This is a genomic window from Shewanella ulleungensis (assembly GCF_014648315.1).
GTDB classification, from domain to species: domain Bacteria; phylum Pseudomonadota; class Gammaproteobacteria; order Enterobacterales; family Shewanellaceae; genus Shewanella; species Shewanella ulleungensis.
In genome coordinates this window covers 176,353-192,233 of the sequence record NZ_BMQW01000005.1, presented here as the reverse complement: position 1 = coordinate 192,233, position 15,881 = coordinate 176,353, and the positions used below count along the sequence as shown (strand labels likewise).

The window sequence follows — 15,881 nt, the reverse complement described above, 5'->3', positions numbered from 1 at the left end:
GCTTGAAATGGCTGGTGTTTACACTTCGTTTACTGCTCAGTATCAGTAAATTCTGCTTCAGCCTTTTCGAGTTCTTGCTGTGTTTTAAGCTCAAAGTGTTGCTGCTTTTTCAATTTTGCTTCTTCTGCAAGCGTGGCTTGTCGTTCTTTAAAGCTGTGCTTTTCAGTCTTGGTCAAAAATTTAAACGCTTTTTCGTTGGCAAGTGCATACGCAACGACATCTTCGCCTTTGACTCTGCGTTCATCGACACGTTTTGAAAAACGATCGTTATCTCGCGCTTTACGCTCTTCGGCATTTAGCTTACTCATGTTGTATCCTCATTTTTATGACTGTTTGGGGTAATCTTTCAGTCAAATAAATGAGTTGCACATTCATCAAGCTGAGGGCGAATTTTAGCATAAGTTGCTCTACTTACTCATTAGAATACAGGAGTAAACGAGCACACTATTTAATTTTAATCATTAAAGCGCTTCAATGCTGCGGCAATACTGTGACAAGCCTGTTTGGCACGCTTGCTGAGTGTGGTGATGGAGATAAATCCGTGCATGCAATCATCATAGTGCTCGTGGTGGATGTTAACGCCGGCATGTTTTAATCGATTAGCATAGGCAATACCATCATCTCTTAAAGGGTCAAACCCAAGTGTTAATAAGTAAGTGCTAGGCGATTGGCTTATATCAGCGGCTTGAAGTGGGCTGACTAAGGGCAGGGTGACTTCGTCGAGTGAATTGACATAGTGGTCTCTAAAAAAATCCATTAAATCGCGTGTTAGCAATAACTGGTTATTGAAACAACGGTAAGACTCGGTGAGTCCTTGTAAATCGACCATGGGATAAATGAGAAATTGAAATGCCGGCTCTGCTTTGACTTGCACAGGTAGCGATATTTGTAATGACGGCAAGCCAATAATGCAGGCCAAATACGCACCCGCACTGTCGCCGCCAACACCAATATAATCTGGATTAATATTGAGCTGCTGATGATTGTCGTTAATGTAATTCCAGGCTTCGATAGCATCACAAATGGCGCTAGGGAATTTATGCTCAGGAGCTAAACGATAACCTACCGAGATGATATTCATGTTGCCGTGCTTAGCCAAAAACCGGCAAAAACGGTCATGAGTGTTAATGCTGCCAATCACGCAACCGCCACCATGAAAATACACTAAGGTCTTTTTGGGAATACTGCGGCAGGGGTGATAGATCCGCAGTTTAATAGTATTTGTGCCGCCAAGATCTGTGCTGATTGGAATGGATAAATCTATCACTTTATCCATGACAATTTTATTGAGCCCAACCAGCTTATCCATTGCGGCATAGATAACCCTAAACAAGACAAGGGGGAGTTTATATAAAGGCAGTAATGACAACATTTTTGCGGCGCTTAACTGCGATGATTCGAGTTTAGTTGAATGTGGTTTTGTGTTGTCAGGTGACGGTTGAGGCTTATTATTGTTGTCCATTTTTATCGCCTTTTTGATGTGTATTTTATCCGCTTGAAAGGGATTATCGGCTTAACCATTTCATCATTAACCGATTAATAAATGCTGGTGATACGTTACTTAGGCGGTGTAATACCCCATAAAACACGCTGACGGTTCGATGTGTTTTTGGGCGCCTAACTTGCTTGTCTATAACTGCGACCACATCTTGAACGGTGATATTCACCCCAAGGCGATGCAGCACTTTGGCGCTATTTTGTTGTGATGTAAGCATATTAGTTGCCACAAAGGGCGGCATGACGTCGCATACGCTAATACCATACTTTTTCCACTCTAGCTCGAGCGCTTCAGTCAGTGCTTTTACTGCAAACTTACTGGCGGAATAACTTGCCAGTTCTGGCACGCCGTAATCACTGCTGGCTGAGGACATATTAATTACAGTGCTGTTGCTATGGTTTTTTAAATAAGGCCTGGCCGCATGGCATAAATTCATTACCCCGTTAACATTAATATTAAGGGTGCGTTGATGTTGTTCAATCGAAACGGCTTCAAACGCGCCAATCTCTAGGATGCCAGCGTTATTGAGTAGTACGGTTAAGCTGTTGTTATGCTCAGAGCAAAATGTCATCACAACCTGTTTTACTTGCGCAAAATCACAGACGTCAAGTTGAAATAACCTCAATCGAGTATTATCCCATTGTTGAGTGACCTGGTTTAATAAGACTAAATTAATGTCTGCCATGCCAACCACGTAGCCTAAAGAGTGGAAGTGTTTAGCCGCTGCTAATCCTATCCCAGACGCTGCGCCTGTAATCAATATTGTGTTTGTATTCATACACTCGTTAGCCTTACGCAAGTTAATTAAAACGTGGTGGTATTGATATGCTCCATTTGCGGCTCTTTCATTTCATCAACCCAACGCTGCCAGGTGTATGGCCATAAAATAGGGTCGCCATCGACGTCTAAATACCAACTTTGGCAGCCACCCACCCAGCTTGTGCCTTTTAAACCCTCTCTGACATAAGCAGTAAAGTCATCAATGGCTTGTGGTTTGGCTTCAAACTCATCAAATTCATGTGCACGCCATTTATCAATTAATTTGATCACGTATTCTGTTTGCACTTCACTCATGGCGATAACCGAAAAGTTACCAATGGGAGTATTGGGCCCAAGCATTAAAAAGAAGTTTGGATAGTCGCTAAGAAGCATTGAGCGGTAGGCTTTGATTTTATGCGCCCAGGCTTTATCGATATGTACATTATTGCGGCCGACTAAGTTCATTGGACGCATAAAGTTAAACGCATTAAATCCGGTCGATAACACTAACACGTCCAGTTCGTGGTGGTTGCCATCTTTGGTGATAATGCCGGTTTCGGTAATGCGCTCAATGCCTTCGGTGATCAAATGTGCGTTGGGCTTTTGAATGCCTTTATAGAATGTGCTGTTGATAATGACACGCTTACAGCCGACTTGATAATGAGGGCGGAGCTTTTCCCGTAAGCCTTTGTCTTTAATGCTTAATCGTAGGTTAGCCTTACATAAAAAGCTCAACAGATGTTTTTGGATAAACTGGCCTGTCACGGCTTTGGTAAAAAAATGCTCTAAAATGAATTTGCCGGTATTGCGATGAATTTTGGTGATAATGGGATAACGGGTCATGAGTTTTCGCATGGTGGTTGAAAACGCATAATCGGGCAGATGCATTAACCATTGCGGTGTACGTTGAAATACCGACACGTCAGCACCAGTATTAATGAGTTCTGGTATCGCTTGCGCCGCAGTAGAGCCTGTACCAATTACCCCAACACGAGTATTGGCTGATATCTCGACGCTATGATCCCATTGCGCGGTATGAAACTTAGCGCCTTTAAAATCATCTAGCCCAGCAATAGTGGGAAATTGTGGATGATGTAAAATGCCAGTGGCACACACAACAAAATCGGCGATGTAAGTTTGCCCTTTGTTTGTTTTAACGGTCCATTTTCCATCACTATAGTGGGCGTCGGTTACCGCTTCATTAAAACGTATATCACGCGCGACATCGTATTTATCGACCACGTGCTCAAAGTATTGTTTTATCTCTGGTCCGCGGGCAAAAAAACGGCTCCAGTTTGGGTTAGGTTCAAACGAATAGGTATACATGTGCGCGGGTACATCGCAAGCCGCGCCTGGGTAGGTGTTTTCTCGCCAGGTACCGCCGACAGACTCTTTTTTCTCTAGGACAACAATGTCGGTAATGCCTGCCTGACGCAGTTTAATGGTCATTAAGATGCCTGTCATACCTGCACCAATAATCACCACCGACGGGTTGCGTTTTGTTTGAGTCATAGGGCCTCAATTATTATCATTATCGCGATTTCTTTTATTATTCAGCATGCTCATATCTTATTTGTATGAGCATGCAAACATTGTTAATAAATTGTTTTAGATTACCCAGCATAGGAAATTACGCTTAATTGATCTACGCTTAAAATGGACGTATATTTGTGATTTTAAGACATCGTGATCGTAACTAATGACATTTCGCAGCATTACCAGTGTGCAAATTATTGTGGCCTACGGCATTGAGCTGGGTATTGAAGAGAGCGAATTACTTAAGGGCTCTGGGTTGACGGGGACGCAATTAAACGATCACGAACAACTGGTTGAGGATACGCAAGAATTACAAGTGTTAAATAACCTGATGCAGCATACATCGTCTCCCTTTACCGTTGGCGTAGCCTTAGGCAGTCGATACCATTTAACCAGTTATGGCATCATGGGTTACGCTCTTTTAGCCAGCAGTACCGCCAGAAAAGCGATTGAACTGGGCTTACGTTATTTAGATTTAACCTATGTTTTTTCGCAAATCACCTTAAGCCAGCTAAATGATGATATTGCGCTGACGTTTTTCTGTGACGTACCGGGCGAGTTGGGCGAACTGGTGTTGATAAGAGACATGGTTGGTGCGGCGATGATCCAACGCGAGGTATTTGAACAAAACGATTTACCCATCACTATGCAGTTTACCTCCGCTCCGCCCACGAACTTACCAATAGCGGATATTGAACAAAAACTCGGGGTTAATATTCGATTTAATGCTGATTACAATGGCTTTGCTCATTTAGCACCTCTGCTCGATTTGCCGTTAACCAAAGCCAATGAAGCCACAGCCAGACTGTGCGAAGCGCAATGCAGCCAATTATTACAGCAAAAACAAAACTGGAAACCCGTCGCCAAATTGGTAAAAGACACCTTAGTGCATCTAGGCTTAACAGCATCAATGGAAGATATCGCCCAGCATTTAGCTCGAACGACTCGCACTTTGCATCGGCAACTCAAGCTGGAACAAACCAGTTGGCGTCAAGTACGGGACAATGTGCGGGTGGGTATTGCAGAGGCCTTACTATTAACACCAATGCACCTAGATGAAATCGCCGAAAGGCTTGGTTACAGCAATGGAGCCAATTTTAGTCACAGCTTTAAACGCTGTAAAAATATGACCCCAAGCCAGTATCGTAAACAAATACATAAGCTGCGTTAATCGTAAATCCTTAAACGTTAATTACAGAACTGTCTTTCGCATGGAATACCGTCCCCTTTTCCATTTCTGTCACCATCCATTTTAGTGTTTGGGCAGTTCTTTAAATAGAACTTAGCTTCGGCACATGAGCGCATATGGCTGCAATGTGTTTTACCTGGTTCACAACGAAAATTTTGTTGTGTTGAATTAGGCTCTTTGGTTCGCCAAACTGGTGTGTATGACTCCTCTGGCTTGACCTCTTGAAAGACTTCTCGAGTTGTCTCTGGTTGTGGTATCGGGATCTCAGTCATTTTCTCATACTGTTTATAGCCGAAAATCCCGACACCAAGAAAAATAATAATCATGAACATACGGCCGAGTAGTGGGCTACTGGTACTGTGGTTATGGTCTTTATTAGCGTGCTGGTGAGAATGGCGGTTGTGTGCGGCGGTGTGAGTTGTCGCATTCAGGGTATTCGCAACAACGGCAACACCTTCAATGCTGGCTTTTATGGCTTTGACTTTTCCGTCAGGCTGGTTTTCTCGATGGAATACAATCTCATCGCCAACCTTGGGCTTCCTGGCCATGTGCTTTAGCGCTGAGATATGAATAAAGACGTCTTGATCATTACCCGTTTCTGGTTTGATAAAACCAAAGCCTTTTTCATCGTTCCAACGAACTAACGTGCCTCTTTCCATGGCGATATTTTCCTAATCGAGGTAGTGTAGATAAAAATTATAATTTAAATCAGTAATATAATCGTAAACGTTAAAGGATGTAAGTTAATTGTTCGAGCCATGCGGTAGTCGATAGACTTAGGCAAAAGCGTTACTGGTTATCGGTAATTCGATATCGTCATCATAATATGAGGTACAGTTTAATTTGAGTCATAATAATTAGTGTGTTGAAGCTCATACTTCTAAACTGAATTTGGGTACTACAATCTTTTTACTGCTTGTCAGCGTATATAAGTAATCGTTATTGCTATCAAAGGACTTCACCATGCGTTTTTTAATGATAATTACTGCCATATTACTTCTCAGTGCCTGTAGCACGCATTACCCTAATCAGGTGATTACAGGACAGGCTTTTCCTTCTGTATCGGGGGAAACCCTTGAGCAGCAAGCGATGACATTGCCGGACGATTTACAAGGGACAGCATCATTACTGTTAATTGGTTACAAACAAGATTCTCAGTTTGATATTGACCGTTGGTTGATTGGACTCGACATGACCCAAACTCAGGTGGCAGTGTACGAAGTGCCGACTATTCAGGGGGTATTTCCACGGATGTTTAGCACTGTCATTAATAATGGCATGCGATCTGGCATTCCTAAACCGTTTTGGAAGGGAGTGGTGACTGTGTATCAAGATGGTGAGCAAGTCCAAGCTTTTACTGGTAATGAAAAACCCAATAATGCTCGCGTTGTGTTATTAGATGCACAGGGTAAAGTGATTTACTTTTATGATCAGGGCTTCTCGGTTGATGCGCTTAATGCGTTACGGGCATTACTGTAAATATTCAAGATATACAGGCGGACTATTGTGTTGCATGAGTATGGAAATAGGTTCATCTTGTTGCAATCAAGCACGTTAATATTGATTCGTCATTACTAACTAGTTACTACTTACACGCTGCAGTTTTTGCAGCTTCATTGAGGGATTTTTCATGCTTTACGATCTGACTGTAGTGCAATTCAGCAAAATGTTGAATAATTTAAACCATATTCTTGATAAAGCAGAAGTCTTTGCTGCACTGAAAAAAGTCGACATGGCTGTGTTATTAAATTCTCGCCTAGCGCCTGATCAGTTTAACCTTATTCGCCAAGTGCAGATTGCTTGCGATACGGCAAAAGTGGGTGTAGCTCGTTTAACCGGAAACATGGACACAGTGCCTAAGCACGATGATAGTGAAACGACATTAGCAGAATTGCGTCAGCGTATTGCATCAGTGCTGACATATCTTGACGGTTTTAGTGAGGCTGATTTTAGCCATGCCGATAAGGTACATGTGTCGCAACCTCGTTGGGAAGGTAAATACTTAACCGGGTATGAATTTGCCATTGAGCATGCAGTTCCGAATATCTATTTTCATATCACCACGGCTTACGCCATTTTACGTCACAACGGCGTAGAGGTTGGCAAGAAAGACTATTTAGGTGCTATGCCTTATAAAGTGCCGGTTAAGTAAGTTGTAGCGGTTATTAATTTGAGCAGATTATTGAACGCATGCAGTACATAATGCAGTAATCATTGTGAAAACGAATAGGATAAATAGTGTCAAATGACATGTTATTTATCCTATTTTTGTCTTAAAAATATGTTTACTGCAATGGGTAATAGGCATGATGCTACACAGAAAAGCGACTATTGAGGATGAATATCCCTAAATCAGTTAGTGCTTGTGTCAAACCAACTTGAATCAAAAATACCGCAAGCGTAAAGAATAATGCGCTACCAAAAGACAGTAAGAAAATTTTACAGTAGACAATAGACACCAAAAAATATGCCAATATCAGTCCTGTTAATCCACCAATAAGTGCAGTGCACGCAGTGGCTAAAGTGGTGCCGATAACCACAGCTAACAGGCAATATCCAAGCCCTTTATTGTCTGCATCAAATAACTGAGCACCAATTCTTACCGGTACTACGGTAAGCAGCGCTAAAATGAGTAACCCTAACATCCTGACATCCTTGTTAATGAAAGCGAAACAGATTAACTCGAGCTAGTTTTACCTAACAACATTAATGTTTACGCCAATCGTATTCCTTATAAAATCCGCGACAGAATATATAAAAGCTTACTCAAAGTAAAGTTAAGGCTATGACAATATTGATTATATGATTCGGCAACGGTTTAGTCTGCCTTTGCCTCGATAGTGCAGCACAAACTCGTTGCCAGTTTATCCGCCAACGAGGTGCCAGCATTAAACCAATTACTCAAAACTTGGCTAACGGCTTTTGAAGGCGAGTGAGGGTAATAAAAAATGTTTAATTTAAATTAGTTAACATCCAAATAATTAACATCATGTTTTTTCTATGTTAATATTTAAGTATTAGCTATTGTTTTATATGTTTTATTTAAGGAATGGATGCTTTATGTTTGTATGTCAACGGATGACAGTGTTGATTTTATCATCAATGTTTATTTTTATTTTATCAGCTTGTGGCGGCGGATCTTCTTCTGATACACCTGATGAAACACCCCCAATAACTTCCCCAGTAACCTACAGCAATTACACTATTGTTGCCATTGATGGTTATTTAGAAAATGCCACAGCATGGTTAGATGTAAATAATTCAGGAAATTATTCTTCAACTAATCCTACATCTCAAACACATGAAAATGGAGAAGCCGTTTTAAGTATTCCAGATACTTTTATTGCTACAAATTTCCCTGTAATTGTGGAGGCAAAACCAGCTATTACTTTTGATAAAGGGTTAAATAGATTGATTACGAATCATTTTACCCTAGCGGCACCAGCAGGTGAGAGGGTCGTGACACCATTTTCCACTCTTGTATATATCAAAATGAAATCAGGATTATCATTAGAATCTGCAATCATACAAGTATCAAATGAGTTACAAATATCACAAACTGATTTACTCAGTGATTTCATTGCTACCAATAATGAGCGCATGACATTAATTGCTGCAGATTTAGTAAGATTAAATATTTTCCCTACAACACCATCAGCATTAGTCCAAGTAACACTTAATCCGCTAAATATTTCTGCTGAAGTCACTAAATATGCCAACATTCAGAGTGATGTTAATAGCTTTAAAACGACAGTTAGAAATTCGCTTAATGTAATTGAATTAGATACTGACAACGATAGTGTTGCTGATAGTGAAGATGGTGATATTGATGGTGATGGGATTCCGAATGAACAGGATAATTATCCTTATATTGTCGACCGTCATACTAAAGCTAATCCAGGCGAGTTAATTCTTGGTCAATCTAAAACTGAAGTGTTACTTGCAGGACAATGGCATTATTTTGAACTGACAACGCCCGATAATATTTTATTAAATATTAATTTGTCGCAGTTAACTGGAGATGTAGATTTATATGTAAAACAAGGTTCTATTCCTACCAAGTTTGATTATGATTGCCGCTCTAACAATAGTTTTACAAACACAGAAAAATGTCTTCAGCGGCTTAAGCAAGGTCAGCAACATTTTATTGCTGTTGTCGCAAGGGAGGACTCTGGTTACCGCTTAGAAGCTATCTTAGATGAAATAGTGGTTAGTAAAGTGAGCCTGCTATTACATGGCCTAGCGTCAAGTGCTGATACTTGGAGCCATCTAGTTAGTGATGATAGTTTTTTTGCCGGTTCATGTTCTACGTTGAGTCTCGATGATGAGTTAACCGAGTTACCGCAGGTTAATAGTAAAGGCGAATATTGTTTTAGGCTTGATTTTGGCGGTTATGATCGAGACAGTAACCTGGCTACAGTTGGTTTGGATGGTAAAACATGTATTGTAGTAGGCGGATGCAATGGTGACTTTTCCCGTTTTAATGTGTTAGGTGAAGAAGTGGAATATGCGGTCACTCAGATTGTGACTGAATTAGGTGTAGATACTGAAATTATTTTACTTGGCCACAGTCGTGGCGGATTAGCAGCTAGAGCTTATTTGCAAAACTCAGATTCACAATATAAAGAATACGTTAAAAGTTTAATTACTACTGGTACTCCTCATCAAGGTTCGCCTCTGGGACGTTTTTATAAATATATGGATGATAATTGCACGCCTAAAACTACTTATAGGCAGGATAATAGTGTTTGCGAAGATAGTTGGGAAGTTATAGAGCTGTTAGCTGGAGATAGAACTTTTTTTGGCATTCCAATTGGCAAAAAGGAAATGGACTTGCTAGTGCCTAGCATCGACTTTTTATCGCCAGAATCAACAGAGATAAAGGCGCTAAATGATAATCTCCTCGCACTGGATAATATTGTTATTGGCCAATTGAGTTATCGCGGTACAAACTTTGGTATTTTAGCTGAAGATGTTGGATTAGGTAATGATTATGACCTTTATGATTATGGCGCATGGTTTGTCGGCGATCATCCACATCCTAGTACTCTTCGTTATATTGAGAATGGCCAAACAAGAGCTAGTTTTGTAGGTGATGGAATTGTGCCTGCTTATAGCCAGCAAATTAGTGAGTTATTGACTCCTTTTGCTCGAAATGTTGATTTATCTTTTTCTAGTACGGCATACAATGTAATCCATACAGAACAGACTCAACAAGTGAGTGATTTATACTCGGTTTTTGAATCAGTTCGTGTACAGATTGGTTGGGAGCAGTAATATGAAAAAGCAGTTACTCATAATCATGATTGTTATTACATCTGTTACCACTTATGTCGTTTCTGATACAAGTGACCAAGACCCAAATATTGTACCTGCACAAAGCAATAAGGATAAATCAGTTAGTGAACCTGTTAATTCATTAGTTAACACCAAAACAGGTATGGACGTTAAATCAACATCTTCTGGGGTCATTAACACGGTATCTCCTGAGCAAACGCTTGTTATGTGGAGTGAAATAAAGACGCTTTTAAGTGATGGGAAAGTAGATGTTTCTCTTGAAAAACAGCTTATTTACTCATTAAAGCAAAGGTCTAACTCAGATGTTTATTTAGAGGTAAGTCAATTATTACAGCAACCAGATGATAATTTAACCTCTAGAAATCAAGAGTATTTATTGAGTTTACTGGCATCGGTAAATAGTGCTGAATCTGTATCCTTGCTACTTAGCAATCTTGAAAGTGAACGGATATTAGATTCTAATGCAATCTATTCAGCGAAAAAATCGATACAAAAAATAGCCCGTACTGATACCCATATGAATTTGTTTCAGTCTACTTTCAGTAACATGAATAGTGATAATATTTTTCTGCCGGATATTGCCAATGCAATAGCTACGAATGCATCTGAATCAAGTTTTGATTTTATTATAAATCAAATTGATGCAGCTTCTAATAAGTCTGTTATTGTAATGAATAGTATGCAATTCATTACTCAAGAAAAGCTTGTTCCCAAGTTACAAAACATCATTAATACACGAGAACCAAATAGTGAAATCAGCCAAGTTTCGTTAACAACATTGGCCAATATGGGGCAGTATGAAGCAACTGCAGCATTAATTCAGTGGAGTGCAACTCAACCGTCTAGTGCTGATTCATTAGTAGGCGAGCTTTTTTATTCTGCTGCGAGCAGAAGCCCATCAGTATACAGAGCTATAGAGAAAGAATTGAACAGTTATGATTTCTCTAGTGATAAAATAAAAGAAACAATTCAAAACGTTTATTCAAATCGCTAAAATTCGACTTAACAAAAAACGGCCAGAATCTTAGATTCTGGCCGTTTTATCTCTATTGAGCCACGAGCATGGAAACTACTGCTGCAATTGCGCTTTTGCTGCTTCAACTTTCGAGAAATCTAAGCCAAGTTCTACAACGGCTTCTTTGATTAATGCTGGGTTTTGCATCACCATGCCCATCAATTGCTGAAGTTTGTCCGCAGGAATACCTAATTGGCCAATTGTTGCCATTGCGGCAAATGGATTTTCAGTCAATGTTTGAAACAACTCATTAATTTGAGCGTCTGTGACATTGTGTTCTTTTAAGATGGCAATAATAGGATTCATTGCGTTACCTTGTTTGGTTAAAGTGAGTAGGGTGAGATTTTATCATGTTTTTGCCTGTTGAGGGCAAGATAGCGATTGCATAATCGGACAACGTTTGTTGGCCATTTTTACGATGTTATCGATTTATTATGTAGAATAACTTCACCTCAAAGTCTCTGCCTCGCAGTTGTATATGTGAGTAATGGCCAACAATTGGCAGCAAAAAACTTGAAAGATCCGCAGACCTTAAAAATCGATCCAGTAGGTTTTGACTCTAGTGAGCTTCCGAGCAATATTGCTCTGAGTGTCGTTTATACATTACACCATTCGATAAACGATTGAATTTACAACTTTAGTGTTTATACTGTTCTCGTTTTAGCGTGTTGTTTTGTTGATTTAATACCACTTTTACATGGATTTTTTACGGACGTTTATATGGATATTGAAACCCTCTGCACTGTACTCGTGCTGTTCCAACCCCTTGTAGTATATTTCGCTTTTTATAAAGATACTGGCGTAACCACTAAAGATAATGAGTTTAATCAATCTTTTTTAGTCATATCTCCTAGTTTTGCCTTCTTTTATTTAGACCAATACTGGTATGCACTCAGTTTGTTGGCTGGTGTGGTTTTGATAGGCGTATTATTGGCAATGATAGTCGATCGTAAAGCCAGTCATCCGATTGATTACGGTGGGCTTGTTTCATTTATGCTTGCTTGGTTGATTATCTTTGGTATTGGTCATTGGATAGCCAGTTTTTTTCCAGACTCAAGCGTAACAGATGCTTCCGCGGTAGCAGACCCGAATACCATTACCGCATCGCAAGGGATCCTCTCCGCTTTAACCAGTTCACTGTATTATTTAGGACTAATGTTAGCGGTATTTTTTATTTCTGTATTAGAGAAAAAATATCCTCTCAAAGAGAAGCTAGGTGATTTTCTACTATTTTTTGCTTCAGTTGCCGGTGGTGTGATGCCTTTGTTAGGTGACTATTTTTTATTAAGTATCGTCATTAATTTTTTTATCTTGTTTGGTATCAGTAACCTCATTATTAGCTTAGATGGTCCTGACGCTACAAAAGGCTCAAACGGTGCCGTTGGTTTTATATTTAGCTATTTATTTGTGATGGGAGTTGGGTTTTCCATCATGATAAAAGGCGGGATTTGGCTTTATAGTGCAATGAGTTAACAGGTAATAAAAAGGCCAGATCATATTGTTAATTATGCTCTGGCCTAATTTTTTATTCGCTTATGGCAATAGACTCAGCCATATCAAAACACTCAAGTTAGCGCTACTGCACACTTTCAAACTTGCAACGTACTTGCGTTAATTTTGCAGTATTACCGCTTTGCACATGTTGCAATAGGCAGCTATCACCTTGTTTTAATAATTGAACCGCATCAGGTATTTCGTTACTGCGGCCCATTATCAATAACCCGTTGGCATCTTTGTGTTGTGCACGCTCAATCACCTCTTGGCTGTATTGTGTAAAGGCACTGTCGCTAATAAGCACACTACTGGCACCTAATAAGTGTGCAATGACTTGCTGCAACTCAACGTGGGTTTGCTCACTTGGATTGGTTATTGTCGCAGCTTGAGGCGAGGCGTTAACCTCGCTTGCTGTCGCCACGCAACCGCTTATAAGTGTAATACCAATAAGTCCTATGAGTGGTTTTAGCATTATTGCTCCGAAGCCTGTGGCGTTAAAATGCGATTGTTTAACAATACATTCTGATTACGGACGTCTTGCAGCATAAAGCCTGGGTCAACAAAAGTATTTTTAACTGGTGCGCGGGCGATTGCCGTTGCCGCTGCTGGGCAGCTGTTGTTATCTCGATAATATAATGCCGCACTTAATAGTGTTTCATCTGTATCGCCTAATGCATGTCCAAGATCGTCTGCTAACATACATCCAGGAACTTCACTGTCTACGGTTGGATTTGTTGATGGCACAAAACCGTCTGAATACTCACCAAATCCTTTATCATTCACGCCTTTAAACTGAATAGTAAAGTAGGTTGTGTCACAGTTACCTGTTGGATAAAAGCCATATGGTTTACCACAAGTCGTATCGCCTAATTGAATCACTTCAACATCAATACCACGCAATGCATTCATTAATGCTTCACTGGCCGAACAGGTACCAGGTGTCGTTAATACAAATACACGTTTAAGATTTAATGTAGGTAACGATACGCCGCTTCTGAGTAATGACGTATTAAACCCAAGTGATTCAGGGATAAACGGCATTGGTGTTAATGTGTCACGAGTGACCGGATCAATGGTTGGATATTTGTCGTTAAAGCTGGTGCGTTCAAACACACGGTTTGCTGTCGCTGTGTCACCCGCAACCATGTAAGCCAACTGACTCGCAATTGCCAGTAGTCCACCACCGTTGTAACGAATATCTAATACTAAATCATCAACTTGTGCGTTGCTTAGGGTGGTCATCGCATCATATAAGCCTTTTTCAGCTGTTGCGATATGTGAGTTAAATTGTAAATAGCCCACTTTGCCACTGTCAGTCGTAATTGTTTTAGTATTTTGTACAGGAGTTGATACCACTGTTGCAGCCGTTAGCGTAACGCTGCGATCGGTTTGGGCATTTAAATCTCGCACCACAAATACCGTTTGTTTACCGCTATCGCTAGGAAATAAACCGGCATTAAGGGTATCAATGCTGTCGCTATCACTGGCATTAGCGACATTGACACCATCTACAGAAACGATAATCGCTCCACGACTTACACCCGCATTACTCGCTGGAGTATTGGGCTCATTATAAGCCACAGTGACTTGTCTACTCACGCCAGCAGATGCCTGACGTAAGCTCAATTCCATACCATAGCCTACAGAGGCACCAGAACCATTAAGCAGTTCCCACTCTTCGGTCGACATCGAAAAGTGGAAGTTATCTTTTAGACTCCCAGTGTCCGATAGCTCATTGGTTTTCAGTAGGTCAAAATATTCGGCAACGCTATAAGGTGCTGGATCGCGATCGACGATTTCGTCATACCAAAGGTAGGTGTCATTACTCCAAGAACGTAACCACAGTTTTTGGGTTAATGGTGCGCTGCATTGATTGGCTAGGCTGGAATAATTAGCAAATGTCCCTGAGACCCATTGCGGTGCGGCTGTACCTGAGGTGTTATCATCATTACTTGATGAGCCTCCGCCTCCACACGCTGTAAGTAAAAGGCTCGTGCCAATAATGAAGGGCGCTAAGGTGCTGCGAGAGATTAACTGCATTCAAATAATCCTTTATTTTACTCAAATAAGTAAGTTGATTTACCTACTTTCTATTAAGGATTTTATTATAAATCGTGTTATTTGTAACTCAAATTTTACATAATTGTTAACTACCATAGCGGCTTATACTGGTGTAGGTGAAAATGTACATTCTTGGTCTGTGCCACTAAAGTTGTGTTTTATTTGCTGTTTAACCTCGCAGGGAAGTACCATGGCTCAAACAAATAAGATAAGGATAGCTAATGCTGGCATCACCCAATTACCTGTTAACCTCACGTTATAAACAAACTGGCGCATCGGGTGTTAAACTTTTACTGATTATATTAGTCACTGTGTTAGTCACTGCAGGCTTGACGTTTTTTATTATCCGTACTTATATTTTTCCATCCCCTTTGACGCCTGTGACGTTAAACGTAAAAGAAGCACAAAAGCTGGACCAAAAATTAACTCAGCTAGGTTGGCAAGTTGACTCTAGGACATCTTCAGCATCTTCTTCTACAGATTCGGCCCATTCATCGAGTAACAAAAATACTCAGTATAATGCTGCAGGAGAGTTAACACCGCAGGCATACCAAGAGTTTGATGCAGATCGTCAAGTGAGTTTTAGCGAAAAAGAAGTCAACTCAATGATTGGCCGCAACCCTGATTTTGCCCAGCGCGTAGCGATTGATTTTTCAAATAACTTGGCTAGTGCGACCATGCTGATCCCTATCCCAAAAGACTTTCCTATCATGGCGGGTGAAATTTTACGGGTAAATACCGGCCTAGATATCCGCTTAGATGCTAATCGTCGTCCAGTTGTCGCGCTAGTTGGTGTGAGTTTGATGGGAGTACCGATCCCCAATGCATGGCTAGGTAATATGAAAAACGTTAATTTGGTGAGTGAGTTTGGCGATAGAGGTTTTTGGAACACCTTTGCTGATGGTGTTGAAGATATCCAGATTCGGGATGGCGAGCTGTACATCAAATTGCGTGAGTAAATATTTAAACCGATAAGTCTTGATGACAGTGTCCAGTTACCTGCAGCACACTGTCTCTTCGCCTACTTTTAC

General features: G+C 40.5%; 16 protein-coding genes. 7 read left to right on the top strand and 9 right to left on the bottom strand.

Annotation, left to right across the window (positions count from 1 at the left end):
* Positions 1 to 29 precede the first annotated feature (29 nt).
* The 4 genes from IEY40_RS11655 to IEY40_RS11640 form a co-directional block, all read right to left on the bottom strand.
* Complete coding sequence (locus IEY40_RS11655; protein WP_188956328.1) at positions 30 to 308, bottom strand: DNA polymerase III subunit epsilon; 279 nt, start codon at positions 306 to 308, stop codon at positions 30 to 32.
* 146 nt (positions 309 to 454) lie between these two features.
* Positions 455 to 1,462 (bottom strand): alpha/beta hydrolase, encoded by a 1,008-nt coding sequence (locus IEY40_RS11650; protein WP_188956327.1) that lies wholly within the window; start codon positions 1,460 to 1,462, stop codon positions 455 to 457.
* Positions 1,463 to 1,505: 43 nt separating this feature from the next.
* The gene (locus IEY40_RS11645) at positions 1,506 to 2,276 is read right to left on the bottom strand and encodes an SDR family oxidoreductase (RefSeq protein ID WP_188956325.1); all 771 of its coding nucleotides are present in this window, start codon (positions 2,274 to 2,276) and stop codon (positions 1,506 to 1,508) included.
* A 26-nt stretch (positions 2,277 to 2,302) separates the two neighbouring features.
* Entirely contained in the window at positions 2,303 to 3,769 is a 1,467-nt protein-coding gene (locus IEY40_RS11640) for a flavin-containing monooxygenase (RefSeq protein WP_188956323.1), read from the bottom strand.
* 187 nt (positions 3,770 to 3,956) lie between these two features.
* Between IEY40_RS11640 and IEY40_RS11635 the strand changes: the two genes are divergently transcribed.
* Complete coding sequence (locus IEY40_RS11635) at positions 3,957 to 4,964, top strand: AraC family transcriptional regulator (RefSeq protein WP_188956321.1); 1,008 nt, start codon at positions 3,957 to 3,959, stop codon at positions 4,962 to 4,964.
* Positions 4,965 to 4,981: 17 nt separating this feature from the next.
* Here the strand turns inward: IEY40_RS11635 and IEY40_RS11630 are convergent, their stop codons facing one another.
* Positions 4,982 to 5,641: a cold shock domain-containing protein gene (locus IEY40_RS11630; protein ID WP_188956320.1), complete on the bottom strand. Its 660-nt coding sequence runs from the start codon at positions 5,639 to 5,641 to the stop codon at positions 4,982 to 4,984.
* Between the two features lie 304 nt (positions 5,642 to 5,945).
* On the opposite strand from IEY40_RS11630, the gene IEY40_RS11625 reads away from it, so the two are divergent.
* Together IEY40_RS11625 and IEY40_RS11620 are read left to right on the top strand one after the other, a co-directional pair.
* On the top strand, positions 5,946 to 6,461 hold the full coding sequence (locus IEY40_RS11625; protein WP_188956318.1) for a hypothetical protein: 516 nt from the start codon (positions 5,946 to 5,948) through the stop codon (positions 6,459 to 6,461).
* Between the two features lie 151 nt (positions 6,462 to 6,612).
* Entirely contained in the window at positions 6,613 to 7,134 is a 522-nt protein-coding gene (locus IEY40_RS11620) for a DUF1993 domain-containing protein (RefSeq protein ID WP_188956316.1), read from the top strand.
* Positions 7,135 to 7,294: 160 nt separating this feature from the next.
* Here IEY40_RS11620 and IEY40_RS11615 read toward each other — a convergent pair whose 3' ends face one another.
* Complete coding sequence (locus tag IEY40_RS11615; RefSeq protein ID WP_188956313.1) at positions 7,295 to 7,627, bottom strand: hypothetical protein; 333 nt, start codon at positions 7,625 to 7,627, stop codon at positions 7,295 to 7,297.
* A 415-nt stretch (positions 7,628 to 8,042) separates the two neighbouring features.
* Between IEY40_RS11615 and IEY40_RS11610 the strand changes: the two genes are divergently transcribed.
* Together IEY40_RS11610 and IEY40_RS11605 are read left to right on the top strand one after the other, a co-directional pair.
* Positions 8,043 to 10,259, top strand: a complete 2,217-nt coding sequence (locus IEY40_RS11610; protein WP_229777083.1) for a PGAP1-like alpha/beta domain-containing protein — start codon at positions 8,043 to 8,045, stop codon at positions 10,257 to 10,259.
* A 1-nt stretch (position 10,260) separates the two neighbouring features.
* On the top strand, positions 10,261 to 11,274 hold the full coding sequence (locus tag IEY40_RS11605; RefSeq protein ID WP_188956311.1) for a hypothetical protein: 1,014 nt from the start codon (positions 10,261 to 10,263) through the stop codon (positions 11,272 to 11,274).
* Positions 11,275 to 11,349: 75 nt separating this feature from the next.
* Here IEY40_RS11605 and IEY40_RS11600 read toward each other — a convergent pair whose 3' ends face one another.
* Complete coding sequence (locus IEY40_RS11600; RefSeq protein ID WP_188956310.1) at positions 11,350 to 11,601, bottom strand: DUF2999 family protein; 252 nt, start codon at positions 11,599 to 11,601, stop codon at positions 11,350 to 11,352.
* 414 nt (positions 11,602 to 12,015) lie between these two features.
* Between IEY40_RS11600 and IEY40_RS11595 the strand changes: the two genes are divergently transcribed.
* Positions 12,016 to 12,768, top strand: coding sequence for a hypothetical protein (locus IEY40_RS11595; protein WP_188956308.1), 753 nt, complete (start codon positions 12,016 to 12,018; stop codon positions 12,766 to 12,768).
* Between the two features lie 103 nt (positions 12,769 to 12,871).
* Here IEY40_RS11595 and IEY40_RS11590 read toward each other — a convergent pair whose 3' ends face one another.
* Together IEY40_RS11590 and IEY40_RS11585 are read right to left on the bottom strand one after the other, a co-directional pair.
* Positions 12,872 to 13,261 carry a hypothetical protein gene (locus IEY40_RS11590; protein WP_188956306.1) on the bottom strand — a complete coding sequence of 130 codons (390 nt, stop codon included), beginning with the start codon at positions 13,259 to 13,261 and terminating at the stop codon, positions 12,872 to 12,874.
* Positions 13,261 to 14,829: a S41 family peptidase gene (locus IEY40_RS11585; protein WP_188956304.1), complete on the bottom strand. Its 1,569-nt coding sequence runs from the start codon at positions 14,827 to 14,829 to the stop codon at positions 13,261 to 13,263. Before IEY40_RS11585 ends, IEY40_RS11590 begins: the two co-directional genes overlap by 1 nt.
* A 242-nt stretch (positions 14,830 to 15,071) precedes the next feature.
* On the opposite strand from IEY40_RS11585, the gene IEY40_RS11580 reads away from it, so the two are divergent.
* Complete coding sequence (locus IEY40_RS11580; RefSeq protein WP_188956302.1) at positions 15,072 to 15,809, top strand: arginine N-succinyltransferase; 738 nt, start codon at positions 15,072 to 15,074, stop codon at positions 15,807 to 15,809.
* The last annotated feature ends 72 nt before the right edge of the window (positions 15,810 to 15,881 follow it).

Coding starts and splice junctions, on each gene's coding strand:
- IEY40_RS11585 (WP_188956304.1), bottom strand. CDS start 14,829: ATGCAGTTAATCTCTCGCAGCACCTTAGCGCCCTTCATTATTGGCACG.
- IEY40_RS11620 (WP_188956316.1), top strand. CDS start 6,613: ATGCTTTACGATCTGACTGTAGTGCAATTCAGCAAAATGTTGAATAAT.
- IEY40_RS11595 (WP_188956308.1), top strand. CDS start 12,016: ATGGATATTGAAACCCTCTGCACTGTACTCGTGCTGTTCCAACCCCTT.
- IEY40_RS11630 (WP_188956320.1), bottom strand. CDS start 5,641: ATGGAAAGAGGCACGTTAGTTCGTTGGAACGATGAAAAAGGCTTTGGT.
- IEY40_RS11610 (WP_229777083.1), top strand. CDS start 8,043: ATGTTTGTATGTCAACGGATGACAGTGTTGATTTTATCATCAATGTTT.
- IEY40_RS11635 (WP_188956321.1), top strand. CDS start 3,957: ATGACATTTCGCAGCATTACCAGTGTGCAAATTATTGTGGCCTACGGC.
- IEY40_RS11650 (WP_188956327.1), bottom strand. CDS start 1,462: ATGGACAACAATAATAAGCCTCAACCGTCACCTGACAACACAAAACCA.
- IEY40_RS11580 (WP_188956302.1), top strand. CDS start 15,072: ATGCTGGCATCACCCAATTACCTGTTAACCTCACGTTATAAACAAACT.
- IEY40_RS11615 (WP_188956313.1), bottom strand. CDS start 7,627: ATGTTAGGGTTACTCATTTTAGCGCTGCTTACCGTAGTACCGGTAAGA.
- IEY40_RS11640 (WP_188956323.1), bottom strand. CDS start 3,769: ATGACTCAAACAAAACGCAACCCGTCGGTGGTGATTATTGGTGCAGGT.
- IEY40_RS11625 (WP_188956318.1), top strand. CDS start 5,946: ATGCGTTTTTTAATGATAATTACTGCCATATTACTTCTCAGTGCCTGT.
- IEY40_RS11645 (WP_188956325.1), bottom strand. CDS start 2,276: ATGAATACAAACACAATATTGATTACAGGCGCAGCGTCTGGGATAGGA.
- IEY40_RS11600 (WP_188956310.1), bottom strand. CDS start 11,601: ATGAATCCTATTATTGCCATCTTAAAAGAACACAATGTCACAGACGCT.
- IEY40_RS11590 (WP_188956306.1), bottom strand. CDS start 13,261: ATGCTAAAACCACTCATAGGACTTATTGGTATTACACTTATAAGCGGT.
- IEY40_RS11605 (WP_188956311.1), top strand. CDS start 10,261: ATGAAAAAGCAGTTACTCATAATCATGATTGTTATTACATCTGTTACC.
- IEY40_RS11655 (WP_188956328.1), bottom strand. CDS start 308: ATGAGTAAGCTAAATGCCGAAGAGCGTAAAGCGCGAGATAACGATCGT.